Below are 19,055 nucleotides of genomic sequence, written 5' to 3' on the forward strand. Positions count from 1 at the left end.
TTAGCTTAGTCGAGCGCTAAATCTCGAGTCATATTTTCTAGGCTGTCTTCGTGAACAATAATATTGTCTTCAATACGAATACCGCCATATGGTTTTAACGTCTCGATTTTATCCCAGTTAATAAACTGTTTACTGTCGGTTTGCGCTAAATCACCTAATAACGAGTCTATAAAGTAAAGCCCTGGTTCAATAGTAAACACTTGGTTTTTCTCTATTAAGCGCGTGCAGCGTAAAAATGGGTGCCCTTCAGGCGATGGCTGGTGCGTGCCTTTATCATCACGCATAAAACCGCCCATATCATGCACCTGTAAACCCAGGTGATGGCCCAAACCATGAGGAAAAAACGTTGAAGTAATTTTACGCTCAACAATTTCTGTGGCAGGTAAGTTTACAATATTGAAGTCACTCAGTACTTGGGCAATACGGTTATGACAATCAACGTGTAAATCGCCATACAACATGCCTGGCTTTAAGGCGTTGCCTAGCTCAATTTGTATTTGCGTCATTGTTTGTACTAGCTCAGCAAATTCACCCTGCTTTTTAAAATCGTACGTACGGGTTATATCTGCGGCATAACCATTAAAGTTTGCGCCAGCATCGATTAAAAACGAATTATGAGTAAGTGGTGCTGTTGGCTCAAAATGCGTGTAATGCAAAATAGCGCAATTTTCGTTAAGCGCAACTATATTGCCATACGGCATTTCGTTTTCGCTTTGGCGTGTAGCCATAAGGTACGCTTGTTGAATATCAAATTCGCTACCACCATTGTAAAAGGCATCGCGTGCAGCTTTGTGCCCATCTACCGCAATACGGTTAGCTTGGCGTAAACATTCAAGCTCGTACTGTGTTTTATAGGCGCGGTTATAGTGAAAATAATTAAGTACTGGCTCTGGATTCATAATACTAAAACCTAGCGCTTGTGCTACCTCTAGGTATTCGCCCATGTAAGCATACTTAGCCTTATCGTAAGGTAATAGTTTTTCAACTTGATCAGGCTGTAGCAATAATTCTATATCAAAGTACTCAGCCCAAAAATCGCGTGGCTCATCGGGCACTTTGTGCCAAAAATCAACGGGGCGGTAAAAAATAAGCTTAGGTTTATCGCTCCCATTTACCACAATCCAACAATGTGGATTATCAATAACAGGAAGCCATGCTTTAAAGTGTGGATTAACTTTAAATGGGTAATACATGTCGTCTAAAAACTGGCGCTTAGCTTGGCCTGAGTGAATAACTAAACCCTCGAGCCCTTCACGGTCACAAATTGTACGCGTACGTTGTTGTAATGTGGCAATATGCTCTGCATATAAAACGGCTAATTTATCCATTGTTAATCCATCTGTTAAATTTAACTTGCTTTGAGTCTACCACTTAAACGTAAAGCGCTCAAAAAAGGGGGATATTTAACATGTAAATATCCCCCTAATACTTATACCCATCGTGTTAAGTTATTAGCCCTTTATTTAGCACGCTCGAATTGCTAAATATTTAAGGCTATTAGTATTACATAATTTACCCACCCATTTTCATATTGAGTAACGGCGCGAGCACGTTTCCTTCTCGGCCCATTCGGGTGTGGTAAACTTGGCGATAAGCAAACACGTTTTTTACGTAATCTCGTGTTTCTCTATAGGGGATCAGCTCAACCCATAGCTCTGCGGGTATAGCTTCGTCAGGTAACCAACGTTTAATACGATGATACCCTGCGTTATAAGATGCCGTAGCGAGTATTTCATTACCTTTGTTTTTCTTTTTCAAGTACTGCAAGTAACTAGTACCTAAGCGTATATTGGTTTTAGGTTGATACAAACGCGTACTCGATACCGTCGCTTTGTTAACGTATTCTGCCGTGCTAGGTAGCAGCTGCATTAAACCGCGTGCATTAGCGTGGGATCGTGCATCGGGTGCAAACGAGCTTTCACGCCGCGCAATGGCAATACTCCACGCGGGATCTATTTTGTTACGCTTGCTATAACGTTCAAAAATATCTTGAAATGCAAACGGAAAACGCAGTTCGACATAATCCCACGCTTTTATTTTAGCTAACGTAAATATAACGTTATCGTGCCAATTGTTTTGCGCTGCTACTTTTGAGGCCGCCAGTTTTTCTTCGTCGGTAGAGGTATTGGTTAAGTAATTCCACTCTCGGCGTGCTGAGGTGAAACGCTCTAGTTCGTAAAGTGCTTTTGCGCGTTTAAAGCCCGGCGCATTCATCACTTTATCCACCAGTTTTTGGTCAACCTCTAAAGGGTGATTGTTTAAATCGACCGGCAGCCCTAAACGTGCCGCCGCTAAAAAACCATAGTAATCGCGATTTGTGGCTACTTTAGCCCAAATTTCTTCTGCTCTTTGTTGCTCCCCTCGCTTAGCATAGCTATAAGCCAGCCAATACTGCTGGCCTAAACTTAAATTATCTTTACCCGTAAAAAAAGCTGCTATGCCTTCCCAGTCTTGGGTTTTGAGCATATTACCAAGTTGCCACTGAATTAACTTTTTGTCTTGCCGCGCTTTTGGCACTTTATTAAGCCAAAAGCTGGCTTGCTTGTGCCCACTTGAAGCAAGCGATAAAGCAAACGTGTAATATAAATCTGCTTTTTCTTCGTCGCTGTAGTTAAACATTTTTTCTAGCTTTTGCCAGGCCCTTAAAGCCAGCGCTTTATCGCGCCAAATTAGACGCTTAACTCCGTAAATGGCTATTTCGCCTTCTTTTGCCGACTTATTTTTATACCGATATAACCCCGCTGCAGCACTTGGGTCACGGCGTACTTTTAAATATAAATCGGCTAAGTAACGCTCGTTTTTAGGTAACAACGTTTTTAAATAAGGCAGTAAACTTTGGGTACCGCCCTGCGCTGCAAGCGTTATGCGCTTCCATACACGCTCATTATTTAAATAGCCTTTTTTGCGCCATTGTGAAAATAGCGAGTCGCATTCATTTGGTTGCGACTTACCCACCGTCCATAAATCGGTAACTTGATTAAAAATGGCTTTTTCTGGCGCCCCTAAATCAAGTTGAAAATCTAAAAACGTGCATGTTAGCGCTACGTTAGACGTTTCTCGGTAGTTTTTTATATAAGCGGCTTTTTTATTATTTTTTTCAAGATACTCCAACCATGCTTTGCGTACCGGCCACTCAAGCGGGGTATGTTCATAAATGGTTAGGTAATTTTCTATTTCGCTTTGATACTTAATATTAGGATGGCGTTGCCAATATGTTTTTTCGACATACGGCTTTAGCGGATGATCTAACCCGTTTATTGCTTCTTTAAAGTCTTGGTAACTTCCATAGCGCACTTTCTTTTCTGCATCTAAAAACGCGTCATTATCGATACTCGCTTGGGCAGAACTAAAAGGAAGAATAAAGGCAGCTGCCACAGCGCTTAATAAAATTTTTTTCATAATATCCTTTAGGTTTAATGACCTGTCAGGGTTAATAATTTCCAGATTGGGACACTAAAACAATAATGAGAGTGCCTTTAATAAAATATGAACATCATTTAATTTACGCACTCATGATAATTAATGAGTACCTTTCGCACATTCCAGTACACCTTAGCACCAAACCAGCTATATTTTAACCAGCCGTTTGTAACCGAGTTAAATTTTTCGTTGCATTTTAATTTTAAAGCAAGCACACTGGTCGAAATGCAAACTCATCGTACCAGTCTTAGTTCGTCAACTAGGGAGAATAATAATGTTATATAAAAGCGATTCCTTTGAAGTTAGCTTCCTAAAGGAAAACATCGCCGAGTTTAAGTTTTGTGTTGCAGGCTCTGTAAACACACTATCTCAGCAAACTCTTTCAGATTGTGCAGCAGCATTAAAAGAATTAGCGTCTAATTCTGATATCAAAGGCATGATTTTTACCAGTGATAAAGACCACTTTATAATTGGCGCAGATATCTTCGAATTTTTACCAACATTTACTAAACCAGAAGAAGAATTAGTAACGTGGATTAAAAACGCAACCGACGTTTTTGACGCAATCGAAGACTTACCATACCCAACTCTTAGCGCTATAAACGGCTTGGCACTTGGTGGCGGGTGTGAGTGGGCACTTGCTACCGATTATCGTGTTGCAAGTGAAACTGCAAAAATGGGCTTACCAGAAGTTAAACTTGGCATAATGCCTGGTTTTGGTGGCACAGTGCGCTTACCACGCATTATTGGCGCTGATAACGCCATGCTTTGGATTACCTCAGGTAAAGAAAATCGCGCCGCTGATGCACTAAAAGTAGGTGCGTTTGACGCGGTAGTTAGTGCTGACAAACTACTAGAGTCAAGCCTAGCAACACTTGAATTAGCAATTGCAGGCAAGTTAGATTGGCAAGCAAAACGTAACGTAAAACTTCAGCCACTTAAATTAAACCGTGTTGAGCAAGGCATGAGCTTTGCGATGGCAGAAGGTATGGTAATGGGTAAAACCAAAGGCCACTATCCTGCACCGGTTATGGCAGTTCGCACTATTAAAGCAGCGGCCAACTGTGATCGCACCGAAGCAATGGCAATCGAAAATGCTAACTTTGCAAAACTTGCACGTACTAACGAAGCTGCTGCACAAACGGGCATTTTCTTAAATGACCAGTTTATTAAAGGTAAAGCACGCAAGCTTGCTAAACACAGCGATGTAGAAATTAAACAAGCGGCTGTATTAGGCGCGGGTATTATGGGCGGCGGTATTGCATACCAGTCTGCTTATAAAGGTACACCAATTGTAATGAAAGACATCCAACAGGATGCGCTTGATTTAGGTATGGGTGAAGCATCTAAACTACTTGGTGCAAAAGTTAAACGCGGCCACATGCCAATGGAAAAAATGCTGGCAACGCTTAGCAAAATTAAGCCAACGCTTAATGATGCAGACCTTCAAAACGCCAACATTATTGTTGAAGCCGTTGTAGAAAACCCTAAAGTTAAGCAAGCAGTACTAGCCGACCTTGAAAAGAACCTGCCAGAAGGTACGGTACTTACGTCAAACACATCGACTATCTGTATTGATTTACTCGCAGAAGCACTCGATAAGCCAGAAAACTTCTGTGGTATGCACTTTTTCAACCCAGTGCCAAAAATGCCATTAGTAGAAATTATCCGTGGTACAAAAACCTCTGATAAAACAATTAACGCTGTTGTTGATTACGCCCTTAAACTTGGCAAGTCACCAATTGTTGTAAACGATTGCCCAGGCTTTTTTGTAAACCGTGTTTTATTCCCTTACTTTGCAGGCTTTAGCAAACTCGTTGTTGAAGGCGCTAACTTTGCAAAAGTAGATAAAGTAATGGAAAACGTATTTGGCTGGCCAATGGGCCCAGCTTACCTACTTGATGTTGTAGGTATTGATACAGCTTACCACTGTACTGGTGTAATGGCAGACGGTTTCCCTGAGCGTATGGCACGTGCAGAAAAAGATCCGGTGACTGTTTTTGCTAACGAAAAACGTTTTGGTCAAAAGAACAAAGCAGGTTTTTACAAGTACGAAACAGACCGTCGTGGTCGTCTTAAAAAATCAAGCGATGCAACAGCAGTTGAGCTACTAGCACCAATTACTGATGCACCGAAAGAATTTGATAAACAAGAAATCATTGACCGTTGTATGATTCCAATGATCAACGAAGTGCTTCTTTGTTTACAAGAAGGCATTGTTGCTTCTCCTCAAGAAGCTGATATGGCCCTTGTATACGGCGTTGGTTTCCCTCCATTTAGAGGCGGCGCGTTCCGTTACTTAGATCAAACAGGTTTAGCTAACTTTGTTGCAGCAGCAGACAAATATGCTCACCTAGGTGCGATTTACCAAGTATCAGAGCAAACTCGCAAATGGGCCGAAGAAGGTCGTGTTTTCTATAAGGTGGAAGGTTAATATCATGAATAATCCAGTAATTGTAGATTGTATCCGCACACCAATGGGTCGCTCAAAAGGCGGCGTATTTAAAAACAAGCGTGCGGAAGATTTAAGTGCTCACCTTATGAAAGGGTTATTAGAGCGCAACCCAGCAGTTGACCCTGCATCAATTGACGATATTTATTGGGGCTGTGTACAGCAAACACTAGAGCAAGGCTTTAACGTTGCACGTAACGCCTCGTTACTTGCGGGTATTCCACACTCTGTACCTGCTACAACCGTTAACCGTTTATGTGGCTCGTCAATGCAAGCATTGCATGACGCAGCACGCGCTATTATGACAGGCGCTGGCGACACTTACCTAATTGGTGGTGTTGAGCACATGGGTCATGTTCCTATGACTCACGGTAACGACTTTCACCCTGGCTTAGCAACTTCAATTGCACAAGCATCTGGCTCTATGGGTTTAACTGCAGAATACCTTGCGACTATCCACGGTATTAGCCGCCAGCAGCAAGACGAATTTGCATACCGCTCACATCAACGTGCACATGCTGCAACAGTTGAAGGCCGTTTCCGCCGCGAAATTTTAGCAATGGAAGGTCACGCAGCTGATGGTTCTTTAATTTTAGTTGAAGATGATGAAGTAATTCGTCCTGAAACAACGGTAGAAGGTTTATCTCAGCTTCGCCCAGTATTTAACCCGGCTTCTGGCTCGGTTACTGCGGGTACGTCTTCTGCACTTTCTGATGGCGCATCAGCGATGTTAGTAATGAGCGAAGAAAAAGCTAAAGAGCTTGGTTTACCAATTCGTGCACGCGTTAAAGCAATGGCTGTTGCAGGTTGCGATCCATCAATTATGGGTTACGGCCCAGTACCAGCAAGTAAAAAAGCACTTGCACAAGCAGGTCTTACTATTGATGACATTGACGTAGCAGAGCTTAACGAAGCCTTTGCGGCACAATCACTGCCTGTACTTAAAGACTTAGGTTTAGCAGACGTGGTTGATGAAAAAGTGAATTTAAACGGCGGCGCAATCGCACTTGGTCATCCACTAGGTTGTTCGGGTTCGCGTATTAGCACCTCGCTTATCCACTTAATGGAAGATAAAAATGCAAAATACGGTTTAGCCACTATGTGTATTGGTTTAGGCCAAGGCATCGCGACTGTATTTGAACGTGTTCAAGACTAACTATTAGCTTAAACATGTAAAACCATCTTGGTGATTAAAAAGGCGAGCTAGCGCAAGTTAGTTCGCCTTTTTTTATGCCACCAGCTTATTGCTGATATGAATAATGTGATCGGGTGTATTAAACCAGATTATTTTTTACTGTTTTACCCTTACCCGTTATATGCAAAACAGTTAACCAAACAGATTAATTGCGCTAAACTACCCGACCTAACCAAGCCGCGACTATTTTTACAGGTAACTTTTTATGAGCTTTGATAACCCCGATCACCAATTAGACGCCATAGGCCTACGCTGCCCAGAACCTGTAATGATGATTCGCGCTGCTATTCGCAAAATTAATGAGGGTGAAACACTACTTATTATTGCCGACGACCCTTCAACCACTCGCGATATTCCAAGCTTTTGTACGTTCATGGATCACACGCTGGTTGCTAAAGATGTTGAAGAAGCACCGTATAGGTATGTGGTGAAGAAAGGGCTTTAAGGTTTGAAAGTTAGTTTAGTAAGTTGGTTTTTTAATATTTAACGCATCGTCAAGAGCATAAGCCAAATGTAGGTTGGGTTGAGTTTTACGAAACCCAACTTGTTTTATCCCACCGAAATATTATTCATCATACAAAGTGCACGAATCACTATTGCAATCCCAATATTGGCTTAGTTTAGAATTTTTGACGTATTGATGAAAACTTGAAAATGGCCAATCATTCACTTTAATAACATGGTTATGTTTCACCGGGTTGTAGTGAATATAATTAATATGGTTGTTTAAGTCTTCTTCATCCCTAATTTTATGTTCCCAATAGCGACGCTGCCAAATCCCGCGCTCACCTTTGGCTATTCGACTTTTATTACAAAACTCTGTTGATGGCAGCTCTCGAGAAAAGCCTGATTTAATAAGTCGCCAACGCATTGCGTAATTACTATCACCTTTAGGTAATTGCCAAATAGCATGAAGGTGATCGGGCATGATAACAATTGCAATCGTCTTTATTGGATGCTTTTTTGCCACCTTTGAATATACACGGCGTAATAACTCTATATTTTCCACAAGCAAAGACTGAGATCTATCTTCTAAATTTACCGTAAAAAAATAACATGCGCCCGCCTCTAACATACGCTTATAACGCATATTTTTATCCATAAAATAAACAGATAAATAAGAGTATAGATTAGTTTTGTTAATTGTAATCAAGACAAGTTTACGTAACTCAACGAATTTGATAACCACCAGCACAGTTCTATTCGCCGCATATGTTGGGTTTCGTTTCACTCTACCCAACCTACTTAAAATCTACTTATCTTTTATCACGCTTTTGATTTACGACTGTAGTTAGACTAACTAAGCTCATAAACATACAATCAATAAAAATTATTATTGATGTAGGTTGGGTTGAGTTTTACGAAACCCAACGAATTTGATAACCACCAGCATAGTTCTATTCACCGCATATGTTGGATTTCGTTTCACTCTACCCAACCTACTTAAAATCTACTTATCTTTTATAACGCTTTTGATTTACGACTGTAATTAGACTAACTAAGCTCATAAATTGATTGTATGTTTATAGCAATCAATAAAAATTATTATTGATGTAGGTTGGTTTGAGTTTTACGAAACCCAACGTATTTGATAACCAGTAGCCCAGTTTTACTCGACGCACATTTTGGGTTTCGTTTCACTCTAACCAACCTACGACATCCTTGTCACAAATCTATATGCCCACTCGGGCAGCTAAAAGCTGACAGCTCCCAACTATTAGCTATTTCTTCGTTATCGTCACTTTTGGCTCATCATAATCACTGTAATCAATGCTTACTATATACGTGCCTTTTATTGCGGGCGAGTAGCTAAAGTAATTATAAATAGTATTACAGTCTGCAAGTACAGATTGGCCGAGCGTTAGTTTTTGCCCTGCCGGTTGGGCATCGCTGTAGCCGCAGTTGTAGCCTTCACTAAAATCGGCGTCGGCTATTTTAAATTCGTACACTTTACCCGGGGTACTAAATTTAACTTCTGCTTGGTAAAGCGCGCCGCCCACAGGCATAAATTGGTACTGAGGTTCTGCGTCCCAAAGTGTAAAGTCGCCTCTAAGGTAAATTGTTTTATCCAACTCTTGTTGTGGCAGCACATCGTTAATAGACACCTGGCTAGTACATGCGGTTAGTAAGCTGGCAATAGCAAGCGTTAAAATTCGTTTCATTGGCATCATTAATTGAAGTCCTTTGTTCTGTTAAAACTAAAAAGCCAGCAAAACGCTGGCTTTCTATTGGCTTAAGCGAGGTTATTTTTGTAGTACAGATATATCTGCAATATCTAAAAATAAGCGGCTTAACTGGCTTAATAGCGCAAGGCGATTTTGCTTTACAGCTTCATCGTCGGCCATAACCATGACGTTGTCAAAAAAGTTATCAACACTTTGACGGATACCGGCTAATTGGCTCAATGCCTCTTGGTAGTTTCCATCAGCGTAAAGTGGTGCAAGTTCAGTGGCAAATTTAGCAACTTGTGAAGCAAGTGCTATTTCTGCGTCATCACTTAACAAACTCTCATTCACATCGCCTGCCGCAGTAATATTATTTTTAGCTAGGATATTACCTACACGCTTATTAGCTGCTGCAAGCGCTTCTGCGGCGTCTAATGTACGGAAGTGGCTTACTGCTTTAACTCGGCGATCAAAATCAACAGGCTTAGTTGGACGGCGTGCAAGCACAGCTTGAATTACGTCGACTTCAATACCCTCATCTTGATACCATGCACGAAAGCGCCCTAGCATAAAATCAAATACGTCGGTTGATACATTTAGATTAGTTAGCTTATCACCAAACAGTGTTTGTGCTTTTGCTACTAAGTCTAAAATATCCAGTGGTAGTTCTTTTTCTACCATGATACGCAGTGCACCAATGGCAGCACGACGAAGCGCAAATGGGTCTTTGTCGCCTTTTGGTGCTTGGCCTATACCAAAAATACCCACCAGCGTATCAAACTTATCAGCAATAGCGACTGCACAGCTAATTAGGTTTGTAGGTAGGTTATCACCTGCAAAGCGAGGCATGTATTGCTCGTTTTGTGCAATAGCTACATCTTCTGCTTCACCATCAAAGCGTGCATAGTGCATACCCATCACACCTTGCACGTCGGTAAATTCCATCACCATTTCGGTCATTAAGTCAGTTTTACTTAATAGGCCGGCACGTTTTGCAAGGTCTTTGTCGGCACCTAGTTGCTCTGCAATGTAGCCAGCAAGTTCGCTAATACGTACAGATTTATCTTTAAGCGTACCTAACTGCTTTTGGAATAAAACAGTATCAAGTGACTCTAGTCGGCTTTCTAAGGTTTTCTTTTTATCAGTCTCAAAGAAGAACTGCGCATCAGCTAAACGTGGGCGCACTACTTTTTCGTTACCTGAAATTACCACGCTTGGATCTTTACTTTCGATGTTAGATACAAACAAAAACTTATTTAAAAGTTTGCCGTCTTGATCTAATAGCGGGAAGTATTTTTGATCATCCTTCATGGTGTAAATTAGTGCTTCGGCAGGTACATCTAAAAATGCCTCTTCAAATGTTGCCGTTAACGTTACTGGCCACTCTACCAGTGATGTTACTTCTTCTAATAAGTCTTCATCCATTGCAACAACCGCATTCACTGCGCTTGCAGCGTCTTCTATTTGTGTACGAATTAGCGCTTTACGTTGTTCGTAATCAGCAATAACGTAGGCAGATTTTAATACGTCGAACACGTCATCTGCGTGGTTAATGGTGATTTTTTCTGGGTGGTGAAAACGGTGGCCTTGTAACTGGTTAGTTACTTGCTTACCTAAAATTTCGCCTTCAATAAGTTCATCACCAAACAAAATAGTGACGGTATGAACTGGACGAATAAATTGTGTTTTATTCGCGCCCCAACGCATCGGCTTAGGAATTGGTAGCTTTGCTAATGACTTTGCAATGGCATCGCTCATTAGGGTTTTGGTTTCTTGTCCTGCTACTTTAGCAATATGTAAAAGCCAAGCGCCTTTATCGGTCTCGAGAGTTTGTGCTTCACTTACCTCAATACCACAACCACGTGCCCAACCCATTGCTGCTTTCGTTGGGTTACCTTCGCTATCGAACGCTGCTTTCGTTGCAGGGCCGCGCTTTTCAACTTCTTTATCTTGCTGCTTAGCTTCAAGCGCTTTTACTTGTAAACCTAAACGACGAGGCGATGCATACCAGCTTACACCTTCATGCCCAAGCTCTAGTGTTTCAAGCTCAGCTGTTAGGTTTGCGGCAAAGGCTTCTGCTAATTTACGCAGTGCTTTTGGTGGCAGCTCTTCGGTGCCAATTTCTACTAATAAATTTTGTGCTGACATGCTTACTTATCCTTACACAGCGGGAAACCAAGCGCTTCACGTGCATCGTAATAACTTTGTGCACATGCTTTTGATAACGCTCTTACACGTAAAATATAACGTTGACGCTCAGTAACCGAAATTGCATGGCGCGCATCTAATAAGTTAAATGCATGCGATGCTTTCATTACTTGCTCGTATGCAGGTAGTGGTAAATTTGCTTCAATTAGCTTTTGGCTTTCTGCTTCACATTTATCAAACTGTGCAAATAAGTCATCTACGTTGGCGTGTTCAAAGTTGTAAGTAGATTGTTCTACTTCATTTTGATGGAATACATCGCCGTAAGTTACACGCCCTAATGGACCATCTGCCCATACTAGGTCGTAAATACTGTCTACACCTTGAATGTACATTGCTAAACGCTCTAGGCCGTAAGTAATTTCACCGGTTACAGGAGAACACTCTAATCCCCCTACCTGCTGAAAGTAAGTAAACTGCGTTACTTCCATACCATTTAGCCAAATCTCCCAACCTAAGCCCCATGCGCCTAGCGTTGGTGATTCCCAGTTATCTTCTACGAAGCGCACTTCGTGCTTTAGGGTATCAATACCCATTGCTTCTAGTGAGCCTAGGTAAAGCTCTTGAATGTTATCTGGTGATGGCTTTAAAACTACCTGAAATTGGTAGTAATGTTGTAAGCGGTTTGGGTTTTCACCGTAGCGGCCATCGGTAGGACGACGACACGGTTGCACGTATGCGCTCGACATTGGCTCAGGGCCAATAGATTTTAAGAATGTTTGCGGGTGAAATGTCCCTGCGCCCACTTCCATATCAAGTGGTTGAATAATGACACAGCCTTGCTGTGCCCAATAATCCTGTAAAGCCAGGATCAAACCTTGAAAGGTTTTAACGTCATATTTTTGCATATTTGGCTTTTTACTATCTGAAAGTAGCGTGAAAATTACCCTCAGTATACCTTGTGCACACGCAGGTTTTAAGCAGTTTGTGCGGTTGTTAAAATAAAAAAGGAGCCATTAGGCTCCTTTTAAGATATGAGTATAATTTTTTATACGTCTAGGTTAACTACGCGAAGAGCGTTCGTTTCAATAAAGTCACGGCGTGGCTCTACTTGATCGCCCATTAAGGTTGCAAACAATTGATCCGCCGCTACAGCATCTTCAATTGTAACCTGTAGCATGCGTCGCGCTGAAGGATCCATGGTTGTTTCCCAAAGCTGATCAGGGTTCATTTCACCTAACCCTTTATAGCGCTGAATGTAGATCCCGCGCTTAGATTCTGCGATCAACCACTCTAAAGCATCCACAAAGTTATCAACAGGTTTTGTTTTCTCACCACGTTGAATATATGCGCCTTCACCAAGGATGTTAGCAATGTTAGTACCAGTCACAGCAATGCGTTGGTAGTCGCGCGAGGCAATAAAGTCGTAGTGTAATACATGGGCTTTATCAACACCGTGCTGACGAATATTCACAACCGGGAAGTACAAGTTACGCTCTGCATCGTGCTCTGTGCCAGCATGGAAAATTGTTGCATCTTCATCACGTGCTATTAAGTCATCAACAAGCTCTTTAGTCCACTCAATTACTTTAGCTTCGTTAGATAAGTCTTCTACTTTTAACTCGCTTTGGTAAATCAAACGTTCCATTACCGTGTTAGGGTATTTACGTTTTAAGCGTTCAATGACTTTAACTGTGTTTTGGTAATCTTGTACTATTTTCTCAAGCGCTTCGCCTTCAATCGCACTTGCATTTTCGCTTGTGTAAAGCGCTGCATTATTTAGTGCAAGTGATGTTAGGTAGTCTACAAGCGCAGGATCGTCTTTAATATAACGCTCTTGCTTACCTTTTTTCACTTTATAAAGTGGCGGTTGTGCAATGTAAATGTATCCACGCTCAACAATTTCTGGCATCTGGCGATAGAAGAACGTTAATAGCAATGTACGAATGTGAGAGCCATCCACGTCTGCATCGGTCATGATTATGATACTGTGATAACGCAGCTTTTCTGGGTCATATTCATCACGGCCAATACCACAACCTAGTGCTGTAATTAGCGTTGCTACTTCTTGTGAAGAAAGCATTTTGTCAAAGCGTGCTTTCTCTACGTTCAAGATTTTACCTTTAAGTGGCAAAATTGCTTGGTTTTTACGATTACGACCCTGCTTAGCTGAACCGCCAGCTGAGTCACCCTCCACTATATATAGTTCAGATAATGAAGGGTCTTTTTCTTGGCAGTCTGCTAATTTACCAGGTAAGCCTGCTAAATCCATAGCGCCTTTACGACGAGTCATTTCACGGGCTTTACGCGCGGCTTCACGTGCTCGTGCTGCATCAATAATTTTACCAACAACAATTTTGGCATCCATTGGGTTTTCTAATAAGAAATCAGAAAACTTTTCAGCCATTGCTTGCTCAACCGCAGATTTAACTTCGCTTGATACTAGTTTGTCTTTAGTTTGTGATGAGAACTTAGGATCAGGTACTTTAACACTTACAACCGCTGTTAAGCCTTCACGCGCATCATCGCCCGTTGCGTTACTGGTTGTTTTAGCTTTTTTGTTAAAGCCTTCTTTTTCCATGTAGTTATTAAGTGTACGTGTAAGCGCAGATCTAAAGCCGGCTAAGTGAGTACCACCATCACGTTGTGGAATATTATTAGTAAAACAGTAAATGTTTTCCTGGAAGCCATCGTTCCACTGCATTGAAACTTCTACGCTAATACCATCTTCTTCACGCTCGTGAGTAAAGTGGAATACACCTTTATGTACTGGTGTTTTATTGCGGTTTAAGTATTCAACAAACGCTTGGATACCGCCATCATATTTAAAGTGGTCGGTTTTATTTTCTTCGCGTTCATCAGTTAAAATGATACTTACACCTGAATTCAAAAACGATAGCTCGCGTAAACGCTTAGCTAAAATATCGTAATGAAAATCTAGGTTTGTAAATGTCTCAGCACTCGGCCAAAAACGTAGTTCTGTACCTGTTGTGTCAGCGTCGCCAATAATAGCTAATGGTGCGTTTGGTACGCCCATGCTGTAAGTTTGCTCGTGTAGTTTGCCTTCACGACGAATAGTAAGTGTTAGTTTTTCTGATAATGCATTTACTACTGATACACCAACACCGTGTAAGCCACCTGATACTTTATAAGAGTTATCATCAAACTTACCACCAGCATGAAGTACCGTCATGATAACTTCGGCAGCAGACACACCTTCTTCTTCATGGATAGAAGTTGGGATACCACGGCCATTATCTCTTACCGAGACTGAACCGTCTAAGTGAATCGTTACATAAATATCATCACAATGACCTGCTAAGGCTTCATCGATAGAGTTATCAACGACCTCAAACACCATGTGGTGTAAGCCTGTGCCATCATCGGTGTCCCCTATATACATTCCAGGACGCTTTCTAACTGCGTCTAATCCTTTAAGTACTTTAATACTCGACGAATCGTAATTCTCAGACATGGTTAATCCCACTTATCTTGTTATTAGGTTGCCATGTTTCACGTGGAACATTTGTAGTTCTCGTTGCATGGGTTCCACCACAGCAGAAATACTTTCAGACAAAATTGAAGAGATAAAAATTTGAGAACTGCAATGAGCCAATAATTGCCCCACTTTCTCTTTTGTATCTTCGCCTAACTCTGAAGGTAGATCATCTATTAGCAATATAGATTGCTTATCTGTCTCTGACTCAATTAAACTATTTTGCGTTACTTTTAACGCATAAAGCAATAACTTCAATTGACCGCGCGAAAACGTATTTTCTACACTGTTGCCAGCGACACTAAAACTAAAATCGGCCTTATGAGGGCCTTTACTAGTAAAACCTTGGCGAGCGTCTCGCTCAAAGTTTTGCTCTAATGCATCACTTAAAGACTCGCTGTCTTTCCAGCCTGCATTAAAGTTGATTTCTAAATCGCGTATAAGCGTTAATTCTGCACACATTTTATCAAAAAACTGCTGCTTAAACCTACTTATATACGCCATTCTTAATTTATTTATTTGTTCTGCCAGTCTAACAAATTCTTTGTCCCAAAACCTAATTTGGTCAAAATAATTCTTTGGCTTACTTTTTAAAAGTGCATTGCGTTGTTTAAGTACTTTATTAAACGATTGCCATAAATAAAAAAACTCATGTTCCACGTGGAACAAACCCAAATCTAAAAATTTACGTCGCTCTTTTGGGCCACCAAAAAACAATGAATAGCTTTCGGGTGTAATAATTTGCACAGGCATTAACTGTGCAAGCTCAGAGATTTTTCTACTGGCTTTGCCTTGTATTTTTAAATTAGTTTCACCGCTTTGGGTTTTACTAATCCCAATAGGAATAGACAAGTCGTGTAGCGCTTTGCGGCCATGTATTACAAACTGATCTTGTTGATGTTGAATAATACTTTTATGTTTAGGTGTTCGAAAAGATTTGCCATGAGAAAGGTAATAAATAGCCTCTAAAAGGCTGGTTTTTCCGCTGCCGTTTTCACCATAAATTATATTAACGCCGTTGACTGGTTCTAGCGTCAGTGCCTCAATATTACGAAAATACTTGAGGCTCAAGTGACTTAAACTCATTTATAATGGGTATCTTATAATCGCATAGGCATAACCACGTACATTGCCTCTTCATCGCCCGCACCTTCAATAAGTGCACTGCTGTTTGAATCAGCTAATGTAAATAGTACATCTTCTGTTTTTAATGTATTTAGTACATCTAATACATACGACACATTAAAACCAATTTCTAGCTCATCACCCTCGTACATTACTTCTACTATTTCCTCAGCCTCTTCTTGCTCAGGATTATTAGCCGTAATTTTAAGTAAGCCGTTAGCTAAGTTTAGGCGTACACCTCTAAACTTTTCGTTTGATAAAATAGACACACGTTGAAACGCATTACGTAACCACTCGCGGTTAGCAGTAATCACTTTATCTCCACCACGTGGTAATACACGGCGGTAATCCGGGAAACGGCCATCCACTAACTTACTTGTAAAAGTAAATTCCACATCGATAATACGAATATGGTTAGCGCCAAATTGAATAGTAACTAATTCTTCATCAGCCACCATAAGGCGCATAATTTCTTGCACACCTTTGCGTGGTATGATTAATTGGCGCTGCGTATTTAACGATTGACCTAATTCTTTTTGCGCTATTGCCAAACGGTGGCCATCGGTCGCCACTGTTTTAATGTCAGTATTATCAACTTCAAACGACATGCCATTTAAATAGTAACGCACATCTTGATTTGCCATCGAAAAATGCGTGCTTTCAAGCAACTTGCGTAGCTCTAAACGCGTTAGTTGAAACTCTACCTCGCCATCCCACTGCTCTAAATTAGGAAAGTCTTCCGCGGCAAGTGTAGTCAATGAAAAGCGGCTTTTACCACTGGTTAATAGCAGTTGGTGCTCTTGTAAGCTCAATGTGAGCTCAGAGCCATCTGGTAGGCTTTTACAAATATCGAGTAATTTTTTAGCAGGTAGTGTTAATTTTGTATCAGCAATATCATCGCCAACAAAAACACCTGCAACGAGTTCAATTTCAAGGTCTGTACCTGTCATTGAAAGTTGCCCGTTTTCTACCACTAACAATACATTAGATAATATAGGTAACGTATGTTTACGTTCAATCGCACCCGATACTTGCACTAATGGCTTTAAAAATTGTTCTCTTGAAATGGTTATTTGCATAATAAAGTCAGCCCTAAGATGACAACGTTCTTATTAAATTTTGATAATCTTCTTTTATTTCGTGGCTTTCATCACGTAGTGATTTAACCTTACGACACGCATGTAATACGGTGGTGTGGTCACGCCCACCAAATGCGTCACCAATCTCAGGTAAGCTGTGATTAGTTAATTCTTTAGATAATGCCATAGCTACCTGACGCGGCCTTGCGATAGAGCGGCTGCGGCGCTTAGATAACAAGTCAGACACACGTATTCTGTAATACTCAGCCACGGTGCGTTGTATGTTGTCTATAGTGACAAGTTTGTCTTGTAGTGCCAACAAATCGCGCAATGCTTCTTTTACAAAGTCGATAGAAATTGGGCGTCCGGTAAAATTAGCATTAGCTATTACACGATTAAGTGCGCCCTCTAGTTCGCGTACGTTTGAACGTAATTTTTTAGCGATAAAAAAGGCAACTTCGTGCGGTAAGTTAATTTTACTCTGCTGCGCTTTTTTCATTAAAATAGCAACGCGCGTTTCAAGTTCTGGCGGCTCTATCGCAATCGTTAAACCCCAACCAAAACGTGATTTAAGCCTGTCTTCTACGCCCTCAATTTCTTTTGGGTAGCGATCAGAGGTTAAAATAATTTGCTGATTACCCTCTAATAATGCGTTAAAGGTATGAAAAAACTCTTCTTGCGAGCGCTCTTTGTTAGCAAAAAATTGAATATCATCAATCATTAGCGCATCTACACTACGGTAATAACGTTTAAATTCTTCGATGGCGTTATTTTGTAGTGCTTTTACCATGTCTTGCACAAAACGCTCAGAATGCATGTAAACAATTTTAGCATCGGGCTTGTTTGCCATAATGCCATTACCTACTGCATGTAATAAGTGAGTTTTACCTAAGCCTGTACCACCGTAAATAAATACTGGGTTAAAGGCAGAGCCAGGGTTATCTGCAACTTGTGTTGCAGCCGCTTTTGCTAGCTGGTTAGATTTACCCTCAACAAAACTGTCAAAGGTATAGTTTTCTTTTATATTAGATTTATAGCCCGATTTAGGCGCAGGCTCTACTGGTGCTTTTTGCTCTACAGGTTGCTGTTTAGCAGGTGTCTGTGCACTAGGTGATGCAGGGGCTTCAACACTTGGCGCCGCCGCTTGAGTATTGAGTAGTGGTTTACTACCTACATCAAAACGTAATTCGGGCGCTTCATCACCACAAATTTCTACCAGTAACTCATTAATACGGTTTAAATACTTTTCTCTTACCCAATCAAGAACAAAGCGATTAGGTGCGTAAATCGTTAAGGTATCTTCGGTACTTTCTGCTTGTAGCGGTCTTACCCACATACTGAATTGTTGCGAAGGCAACTCATCTTGCAATACATATAAACAACTTTGCCAAACCGACAGATACACAGTTAAACTCCCAGAGGTATAATTTTTATTCCCGCACATCAATAATGATTAAAAATCATGCATTTATTGCGTTTAATTGGCCAGCTACGCGACCCAAGACCGCGTATTATGAAGGCACTTTATCCACAAGTAAAAGATTGATTTTTATAAAATTGTTGATATCAGTGTATAAATATCTTAATAGACTGATTTATATCGACTTTTATTTTAAAGCCAGATAACAGATCATAACAAAAACACAGGCAGATCGCGAACCAATTTTACGATCTAAATGAGTTTTCCCATGCTTTTATTCACTTTTTAAACATCAGCTGTGGAAAACTTCTTTATTATGATGATCCTAGTTGATCACCCTACTTTATTACGATCCACATTCTTTTAGTCGCTCCAGGCTATTAATTCGCCTTTTTGCATAAAAGCAGACCATTTTGCTTTAAATTTAATCCATAAATATCAAGCCAGCGCACAAAAAATGTAATAAACACGGTGTTTACAGCGCAATTATGATTGACTTTAAAGTGCTTAATCTATAATATCTCGCGCTCGCAATGGCACCTGTGCCAGGATCGCGAC

The 19,055-nt window shown here is 40.9% G+C and carries 13 protein-coding genes; 3 read left to right on the forward strand and 10 right to left on the reverse strand.

Going from position 1 to position 19,055, the window contains the following annotated elements; all coding sequences use genetic code 11:
* Positions 1 to 5: 5 nt before the first annotated feature.
* Positions 6 to 1,328 carry a Xaa-Pro dipeptidase gene (gene pepQ, locus AN393_RS15155; protein WP_055016198.1) on the reverse strand — a complete coding sequence of 441 codons (1,323 nt, stop codon included), beginning with the start codon at positions 1,326 to 1,328 and terminating at the stop codon, positions 6 to 8.
* Positions 1,329 to 1,512: 184 nt separating this feature from the next.
* Positions 1,513 to 3,399: a transglycosylase SLT domain-containing protein gene (locus tag AN393_RS15160; protein WP_055018538.1), complete on the reverse strand. Its 1,887-nt coding sequence runs from the start codon at positions 3,397 to 3,399 to the stop codon at positions 1,513 to 1,515.
* A 295-nt stretch (positions 3,400 to 3,694) separates the two neighbouring features.
* On the opposite strand from AN393_RS15160, the gene fadB reads away from it, so the two are divergent.
* From fadB to tusA, 3 genes are all read left to right on the forward strand, one after another.
* Complete coding sequence (gene fadB / locus AN393_RS15165) at positions 3,695 to 5,854, forward strand: fatty acid oxidation complex subunit alpha FadB (RefSeq protein ID WP_055016200.1); 2,160 nt, start codon at positions 3,695 to 3,697, stop codon at positions 5,852 to 5,854.
* A gap of 4 nt (positions 5,855 to 5,858) precedes the next feature.
* Positions 5,859 to 7,028, forward strand: a complete 1,170-nt coding sequence (gene fadA / locus AN393_RS15170; RefSeq protein WP_055016201.1) for an acetyl-CoA C-acyltransferase FadA — start codon at positions 5,859 to 5,861, stop codon at positions 7,026 to 7,028.
* A 244-nt stretch (positions 7,029 to 7,272) separates the two neighbouring features.
* Positions 7,273 to 7,512, forward strand: coding sequence for a sulfurtransferase TusA (gene tusA, locus AN393_RS15175; protein ID WP_055018539.1), 240 nt, complete (start codon positions 7,273 to 7,275; stop codon positions 7,510 to 7,512).
* A 120-nt stretch (positions 7,513 to 7,632) separates the two neighbouring features.
* Here the strand turns inward: tusA and AN393_RS15180 are convergent, their stop codons facing one another.
* From AN393_RS15180 to dnaA, 8 genes are all read right to left on the reverse strand, one after another.
* On the reverse strand, positions 7,633 to 8,157 hold the full coding sequence (locus tag AN393_RS15180) for an REP-associated tyrosine transposase (RefSeq protein WP_055018540.1): 525 nt from the start codon (positions 8,155 to 8,157) through the stop codon (positions 7,633 to 7,635).
* 631 nt (positions 8,158 to 8,788) lie between these two features.
* The gene (locus tag AN393_RS15185; RefSeq protein WP_055016204.1) at positions 8,789 to 9,238 is read right to left on the reverse strand and encodes a hypothetical protein; all 450 of its coding nucleotides are present in this window, start codon (positions 9,236 to 9,238) and stop codon (positions 8,789 to 8,791) included.
* 72 nt (positions 9,239 to 9,310) lie between these two features.
* Entirely contained in the window at positions 9,311 to 11,380 is a 2,070-nt protein-coding gene (gene glyS / locus AN393_RS15190; RefSeq protein ID WP_055016205.1) for a glycine--tRNA ligase subunit beta, read from the reverse strand.
* 2 nt (positions 11,381 to 11,382) lie between these two features.
* Entirely contained in the window at positions 11,383 to 12,285 is a 903-nt protein-coding gene (gene glyQ, locus AN393_RS15195) for a glycine--tRNA ligase subunit alpha (protein WP_055018541.1), read from the reverse strand.
* Positions 12,286 to 12,425: 140 nt separating this feature from the next.
* Positions 12,426 to 14,852, reverse strand: coding sequence for a DNA topoisomerase (ATP-hydrolyzing) subunit B (gene gyrB, locus AN393_RS15200; protein ID WP_055018542.1), 2,427 nt, complete (start codon positions 14,850 to 14,852; stop codon positions 12,426 to 12,428).
* A 12-nt stretch (positions 14,853 to 14,864) separates the two neighbouring features.
* Positions 14,865 to 15,959: a DNA replication/repair protein RecF gene (gene recF / locus AN393_RS15205; RefSeq protein ID WP_024032132.1), complete on the reverse strand. Its 1,095-nt coding sequence runs from the start codon at positions 15,957 to 15,959 to the stop codon at positions 14,865 to 14,867.
* A 14-nt stretch (positions 15,960 to 15,973) separates the two neighbouring features.
* Positions 15,974 to 17,077, reverse strand: coding sequence for a DNA polymerase III subunit beta (gene dnaN, locus AN393_RS15210; RefSeq protein WP_004588058.1), 1,104 nt, complete (start codon positions 17,075 to 17,077; stop codon positions 15,974 to 15,976).
* Positions 17,078 to 17,090: 13 nt separating this feature from the next.
* Complete coding sequence (dnaA, locus tag AN393_RS15215) at positions 17,091 to 18,482, reverse strand: chromosomal replication initiator protein DnaA (protein ID WP_055016225.1); 1,392 nt, start codon at positions 18,480 to 18,482, stop codon at positions 17,091 to 17,093.
* Positions 18,483 to 19,055 lie beyond the last annotated feature (573 nt).

The sequence above is a fragment of the Pseudoalteromonas sp. P1-25 genome, from assembly GCF_001401805.1.
Classification (GTDB): Bacteria; Pseudomonadota; Gammaproteobacteria; order Enterobacterales; family Alteromonadaceae; genus Pseudoalteromonas.

Coding starts and splice junctions, on each gene's coding strand:
- tusA (WP_055018539.1), top strand. CDS start 7,273: ATGAGCTTTGATAACCCCGATCACCAATTAGACGCCATAGGCCTACGC.
- fadA (WP_055016201.1), top strand. CDS start 5,859: ATGAATAATCCAGTAATTGTAGATTGTATCCGCACACCAATGGGTCGC.
- AN393_RS15185 (WP_055016204.1), bottom strand. CDS start 9,238: ATGATGCCAATGAAACGAATTTTAACGCTTGCTATTGCCAGCTTACTA.
- AN393_RS15180 (WP_055018540.1), bottom strand. CDS start 8,157: ATGCGTTATAAGCGTATGTTAGAGGCGGGCGCATGTTATTTTTTTACG.
- glyS (WP_055016205.1), bottom strand. CDS start 11,380: ATGTCAGCACAAAATTTATTAGTAGAAATTGGCACCGAAGAGCTGCCA.
- dnaN (WP_004588058.1), bottom strand. CDS start 17,077: ATGCAAATAACCATTTCAAGAGAACAATTTTTAAAGCCATTAGTGCAA.
- AN393_RS15160 (WP_055018538.1), bottom strand. CDS start 3,399: ATGAAAAAAATTTTATTAAGCGCTGTGGCAGCTGCCTTTATTCTTCCT.
- pepQ (WP_055016198.1), bottom strand. CDS start 1,328: ATGGATAAATTAGCCGTTTTATATGCAGAGCATATTGCCACATTACAA.
- fadB (WP_055016200.1), top strand. CDS start 3,695: ATGTTATATAAAAGCGATTCCTTTGAAGTTAGCTTCCTAAAGGAAAAC.
- recF (WP_024032132.1), bottom strand. CDS start 15,959: ATGAGTTTAAGTCACTTGAGCCTCAAGTATTTTCGTAATATTGAGGCA.
- glyQ (WP_055018541.1), bottom strand. CDS start 12,285: ATGCAAAAATATGACGTTAAAACCTTTCAAGGTTTGATCCTGGCTTTA.
- gyrB (WP_055018542.1), bottom strand. CDS start 14,852: ATGTCTGAGAATTACGATTCGTCGAGTATTAAAGTACTTAAAGGATTA.